General features: G+C 63.2%; 4 protein-coding genes. All 4 read left to right on the top strand.

Annotated features, from left to right (window positions below; translation table 11 throughout):
• Positions 1-54 precede the first annotated feature (54 nt).
• Genes mftD through AC1DVN_RS18605 form a run of 4 tightly spaced genes read left to right on the top strand, consistent with a single transcriptional unit; the run spans position 55 to position 5,964 of the window.
• A complete protein-coding gene (gene mftD / locus AC1DVN_RS18590) occupies positions 55-1,233 on the top strand; it encodes a pre-mycofactocin synthase MftD (RefSeq protein ID WP_020906858.1) in 1,179 nt (392 codons plus the stop codon).
• Positions 1,234-1,259: 26 nt separating this feature from the next.
• On the top strand, positions 1,260-3,191 hold the full coding sequence (locus AC1DVN_RS18595; RefSeq protein ID WP_477994099.1) for a mycofactocin system FadH/OYE family oxidoreductase 1: 1,932 nt from the start codon (positions 1,260-1,262) through the stop codon (positions 3,189-3,191).
• Positions 3,188-4,015: a mycofactocin-coupled SDR family oxidoreductase gene (locus AC1DVN_RS18600; RefSeq protein WP_003941966.1), complete on the top strand. Its 828-nt coding sequence runs from the start codon at positions 3,188-3,190 to the stop codon at positions 4,013-4,015. Before AC1DVN_RS18595 ends, AC1DVN_RS18600 begins: the two co-directional genes overlap by 4 nt.
• Positions 4,015-5,964, top strand: a complete 1,950-nt coding sequence (locus tag AC1DVN_RS18605; RefSeq protein ID WP_477994100.1) for a mycofactocin system FadH/OYE family oxidoreductase 2 — start codon at positions 4,015-4,017, stop codon at positions 5,962-5,964. The genes AC1DVN_RS18600 and AC1DVN_RS18605 overlap by 1 nt, the downstream gene beginning before the upstream one ends.
• Positions 5,965-6,116 lie beyond the last annotated feature (152 nt).

Below are 6,116 nucleotides of genomic sequence, written 5' to 3' on the forward strand. Positions count from 1 at the left end.
TACTGCGCGATACCGACAGTGCGGCGAAAGCTGCACCCCAGAGAGGTCAGTTCAATGGCTAAGAATGCTTTCTTCGAGACGGTGGCAGAAGCACAGCGCCGTGCGAAGAAGAGGTTGCCCAAGTCCGTGTACGCGGCGTTGGTGGCAGGATCCGAGAAAGGGCTGACGGTCGACGACAACGTCGCGGCATTCAGCGAACTGGGTTTCGCTCCTCACGCTGCGGGACTGTCGGACAAGCGCGAGATGTCCACCACCATTATGGGCCAGGACATTTCGTTGCCCGTCATGATTTCACCGACAGGTGTGCAGGCAGTGCACCCCGACGGTGAGGTAGCGGTAGCTCGTGCGGCTGCAGCACGGGGAACAGCCATCGGACTGAGTTCTTTCGCCAGCAAGTCCATCGAAGAAGTTGCCGCGGCCAACCCGCAGGTCTTCTTCCAGATGTATTGGGTCGGCAGCCGCGACGTGCTCCTGCAGCGTATGGAGCGCGCTCGCGCTGCCGGTGCCAAGGGCCTGATCATCACCACCGACTGGTCCTTCTCGTACGGTCGCGACTGGGGCAGCCCGTCCATCCCCGAAAAGATGGACCTCAAGGCGATGTTCCAGTTCGCTCCCGAGGGCATCATGCGCCCGAAGTGGTTGCTGGAGTTCGCCAAGACCGGCAAGATCCCCGACCTGACAACACCCAACCTCGCGGCTCCCGGCCAGCCGGCACCGACGTTCTTCGGCGCGTACGGCGAGTGGATGCAGACCCCGCTTCCGACTTGGGAAGACATCGCCTGGCTTCGTGAGCAGTGGGGTGGACCGTTCATGCTCAAGGGCATCATGCGCATCGACGACGCCAAGCGAGCTGTCGACGCCGGTGTCTCCGCTATCTCGGTCTCCAACCACGGTGGTAACAACCTCGACGGCACCCCGGCGCCGATCCGCGTGCTCCCGGGCATTGCCGAGGCCGTGGGCGATCAGGTGGAAGTTGTTCTCGACGGCGGCATTCGACGCGGCGGCGACGTCGTCAAGGCGCTAGCACTCGGAGCCAAGGCCGTCATGCTCGGGCGCGCCTACCTGTGGGGTCTCTCGGCAAACGGCCAGGCCGGTGTCGAGAACGTGCTCGACCTGATGCGGATGGGCATCGACTCGGGGCTGATGGGCCTTGGCCACTCGTCCATCACCGAACTGAGCCCGGCAGACCTGGTGATCCCGGAAGGCTTCACGCGCTCACTGGGCGCCAGCTGAGATTGCGGTTCCGATAGAGCTGTGAGTTGACACTCGACGAACACACAACCCTGGCCGGACGCTTCGTCCGGTCCAGGGTTGTTTTCGGTCCGCATGAGACCAATCTTGCTGTGGGGAGATCGCTTTCCGATCGGCACCGTGCGTACTACCAGCGCCGCGCCGAGGGCGGAGCCGGGATCGTCGTCACCGAAGTGGCCTCGGTATTGGAGAACGACTGGCCGTACGAGCGGGCACCGCTGGCGTCGGAGTGCGGACCGGGGTGGCAGTCGAGCGCGGCTGCATGTGCTCCGTACGGGACGCTGGTTCTTGCCGGGCTCGGTCATACCGGCATGCAGGGATCGAGCGCATACTCCCAATCCGTGCTGTGGGGACCGTCAAGAGTGGCCGACCCGGTGACGCGTGAGTTGCCGATGGCAATGGGGCAGCCGGAAATCGACCAGTTGATGGCCGGCTTTCGTAAAGCGTCGGCAATGGCCATCGATTCGGGAATGGACGGAGTGGAACTCGATGCCGGTCCTCGAAGCATTCTGCGACAGTTCCTTTCGGGTCTGACCAACACTCGGCAAGACCGATACGGCACTGATCGCGTTGCCCTTGTTCGCGAGATCATCTCGGCAGTGCGCGAGGAAGTCGGGTCGGACCACGTTGTCTCCCTGCGGTTGTCCTGCGACGAGGAAGCGCCATGGGCGGGACTGACACCCGATCTCGCCGCCGGTTTTGCACGCGATCTGTCGCCACTACTCGATCTCCTTGTCGTCGTTCGTGGCGGACTCTATTCGTCAGAGGGGTACCGACCCGACTTTCACTGCCCGCCGAACTTCAACCTCGATCTGTGCCGTGAGATCAAGGCCGCGGTGTCGATTCCTGTTGTCGTGCAGGGGAGCGTCGTGGACATCGCCGACGCTCGTGCAGCGCTGGAAGTAGCCGAGTTCGTCGAGATGACCAGGGCCCAGATCGCGGACCCGGACCTGGTCGTGAAGGCCGCGCGCGGTGATCGTCCACGGCCGTGTGTGCTCTGCAATCAGACGTGCCTCGTGCGTGATCCTCGCAACCCGGTCGTGACGTGCGTGGGGAATCCGAGCGCGGGTTTCGAGACGGTGGACCCCGATGAGCGAGAGCAGATTTCGACACCGGTAGCCGTGCTGGTCGTGGGGGGTGGCCCCGCCGGGATGGAGGCCGCGCGGATCTCGGCGGTGGCGGGACACTCGGTCACCCTCGTCGAGAGTTCATCGCAGTTCGGCGGCATGATCCGAACTTTTGCGCGAGGTGACGGCCGCAGCCGGTTCGCGCTCCTCGCGCAGTGGCTCGAGGACGAATGCCGTCGTGGCGGCGTGACGATGCGGACCGGGGCGGCGGTCGAGGCGCAGGACCTGAGTGACGCACGTAGTCGGGGCGAGCTGATTGTTTTTGCCACCGGTAGCGCTGCGCGGCCGCCGACGTATCCGGTCGACGACTCGGTTCGGTGGTTGGATGCGTCGGAAGCCTTCGAGAAGTTGAGCACCGTGGGGCCGGGTCCGGTCGCGCTGATCGATCCCCTCGGTGGACCGATCGCGGTGGCGCTCGCAGAAGCACTCGCGGCCCAGGGCGTCTCCGTCTCGATTGTGACCCCGGACAGCATCGTCGGTTCGAGGCTCGGTGCGAGTGGGGATCTGGTCGGCGCCAACACGCGCATCCAGCAGGCCGGGGTCACCAGGGTGCTCGCGTCCCGTGTCATCGAAATCGCCTCAGGGGCCGTCTGCGTCGAGCACGTTCATACCGGCGAGTGGTCACAGCTCGAGTGTGAAGTGGTGATCGACTGCTCGCCCCGTCTGCCGAACGAAACGCTGAAGGAAGCGGCCGACATCCAGGTGGGTGACTCGGTTGCCCCGAGAACTGTTCTCGAATCCATCCGCGAAGGGCGCTTTGCAGGGTTTACTACTAGAACGAGTTTCAATTCTGCAGAGAGGGCTATCTCATGACACAGGGTTCAGTTCGTTCGCTCGAAGGTCGCGTTGCTTTCATCACCGGCGCAGCGCGCGGTCAAGGACGTGCGCACGCGGTCAAGATGGCGCGCGAGGGAGCAGCGATCATCGCAGTCGACGTGTGCGCGTCGGTGGCGTCGGACAATTCTTACGACGCAGCAACTTCCGAGGACTTTGCCGAGACGATACGTCTGGTCGAAGCGGAGGGTGGGAAGATCCTCGCCCGCGAGGTCGATGTCCGTGACGGCGCAGCGCTCACCGCGGTGGTCAAGGACGGTGTCGAGCAGTTCGGACGCCTCGACATCGTGGTCGCCAATGCCGGGGTCTGTAACTGGAATCGATTCTGGGAAATGTCGGACGAGCAGTGGGAAACCCTGATCGACATCAACCTGACCGGAGTCTGGAAAACCCTCAAGGCATCGGTGCCGGCGATCATCGAAGGTGGGCGCGGTGGATCGATCATCGTGGTCAGTTCGGTGGCCGGACTCAAGGCGCTGCCCGGACAGGCGCACTACGCGAGCGCCAAGTTCGGTCTCGTCGGCCTGACGCAGGCCGCGGCAAAGGAACTGGGGGAGTACAAGATCAGGGTCAACTCGATCCACCCTTACGGAGTAAATACGCCGATGGGGGTCGACCAGGGCGCGCTCGAGGTATTTGCAAAGTTTCCGCAGTACCTTCCCAACTTCACTCCGATCCTCTCGGACATCGCGTTCGCCGAACCCGACGAGATCGCCGATACCGTTCTGTGGCTCGCGGGTGACGGTTCACGCACCGTCACGGCAAGTCATATCGCTCTCGATCAAGGAAACTCCAAGGTCTGATGACGCCGTACCCGCGCCTCTTCGCGCCACTGCGCCTGGGCAACCTGACACTCCGCAATCGGGTCGTGTTCTCCGCACACCTGACCAATTACGCGGAGAACGGGTTGCCGACGGAGCAGCACGCGAGCTACTACGAGGCGCGGGCACGCGGCGGTGCGGGTCTGATCATCACCGAGGAGCACTCGACGCATCCTTCGGATCGACCGTACGAGAAGATGATTGCGGGCTATCGGCCGGAAGCGATCGAGGGATACCGGCGGATCACCGACGCCGTTCATGCGCATGGTTCGTCGATTCTCGCACAGATCAACCACAATGGGGGTCAGGGCGCTGGAACCTATTCGCGATCGCCGCTGTTGGCGCCGAGCGCCGTTGCGGATCCGTTGTTCCGCGAGGTGCCCAAGGCTGTCGACGACGCGGACATTGCCGAGATTCTCGCAGGGTTCGCCCTTGTTGCGCGCAACTGCGTTGCCGGTGGCTTCGACGGGGTGGAATTGCAGGCGTCGCAGTCGTCCATCGTGCGCGCGTTTCTGGCACCCTCGACCAACCTGCGCACCGATCGCTACGGCGGGGGCGTGGCGAATCGTGCGCGTTTCCTTCTCGAAGTGCTCGGGGTCCTGCGTAAGGCCATCGGCCCGGATCGTGTGCTCGGTGTGCGCCTGAGTGGATACGAAGGAACGCGGGGTGGCATCGAACTGTCCGACGCGGTAACCACCGCCCAACTGATCGACGCTGACGGTCACGTCGACTACATCAACACCACCGTCGGAATGGCCACGGAAACACTGCATCTGGTCGAAGCATCGATGGCTGTACCCACGGGCTACGCCAACTTCGTCCCGTCTGCGATCAGGGAGGTCGTCGATCTTCCAGTCGTCGGAGTCGGCCGTTTCAAGACGCCGGAGCAAGCCGAAGCTGCACTCGAGGACGGTGTATGCGATCTGGTGGGCGTAGTTCGCGGGCAGATCGCCGATCCGGATTTTGTGAACAAGGCGCGTGCCGGTCAATCGTCAGAGGTGCGAACCTGCCTGTCCTGCAACCAGGAATGCGTCGGGCGGATGGGTCTGGGGCGTTGGTTGGGGTGCACCGAAAATCCGCGCGCCGGTCGGGAATCGGTCCCACTGCCGATGCCGCGGCGACGGGGCCGCACGGTGGTGGTAGTTGGCGGCGGCCCGGCCGGCCTGCAAGCTGCGGCCACCGCGGCCCAGCGAGGTCATGCGGTGACGCTGTTCGAGCGTGAACGAAGACTTGGCGGACAGATTCTTACCGCCTCGGTGGTATCGGTTCGCCGTGAGCTCGCCGACCTCGTGCGAAATCTCGAATCGGAGTGTCGCCGAAGCGGTGTGACGATCGAGCTGGGTGTTGGAGCTGACCTTGCGATTGTGGAGGAAAGGGCGCCCGACGTGGTAGTGATCGCAACCGGCGCGCGGCCCGTGCGCCCAACGTGGGCGGGTGGATCAGAGCGTGTCGTAAGTGTTCGAGACGTTCTCGACGGCAGGGTTCTGCCGAGCGGAACGGTGCTCGTATACGACGAGTTGGGATTCCATCAAGGTACGTCGGTGGCTGAATTCCTGGCTGATCGAGGTTGCGCTGTCACGATCGCGACCAACGGCATGGTGGTTGCCCAAGATCTGAGCATCACCCTGGATTTCGAGGGGTGGAACCGCCGGGCGTTCGAGAAGTCGATCGTGCAACGGACGGATCTGATGGTGACTTCGGTGAGCACTGCAGCCTCGCCGCTGGTGAGCTTGGTTCACCTTCCGACGGGTGTGGTCGAGAAAGTCGCGGTCGACTGGGTGGTCTTCGCGACACAGCAGGAACCTGTCGACGAGTTGTGGAACTCCTTGCGGGGAAGTTCTTTCGAGATATTTCGCATCGGTGACGCCTTGTCTCCGAGACGTTCGCACGCAGCGGTCATCGAGGGGCATCGGGCTGCGTTGGCGATATAAGTCGTCCGTTTTGTCTCTGGTTATCGAAAGTATGTTCGATTAAACTTTGAGCATGGACAGTCGGGAAGCATGGCAACTGGATGCCGAGGACCTCAAGAGTGAGGTTCTGGATCTGGTGCGCGTCCGGCACGAGTTGCAATCGCGGATGGTGT

The sequence above is a fragment of the Rhodococcus sp. P4_E4 genome (assembly GCF_056401575.1).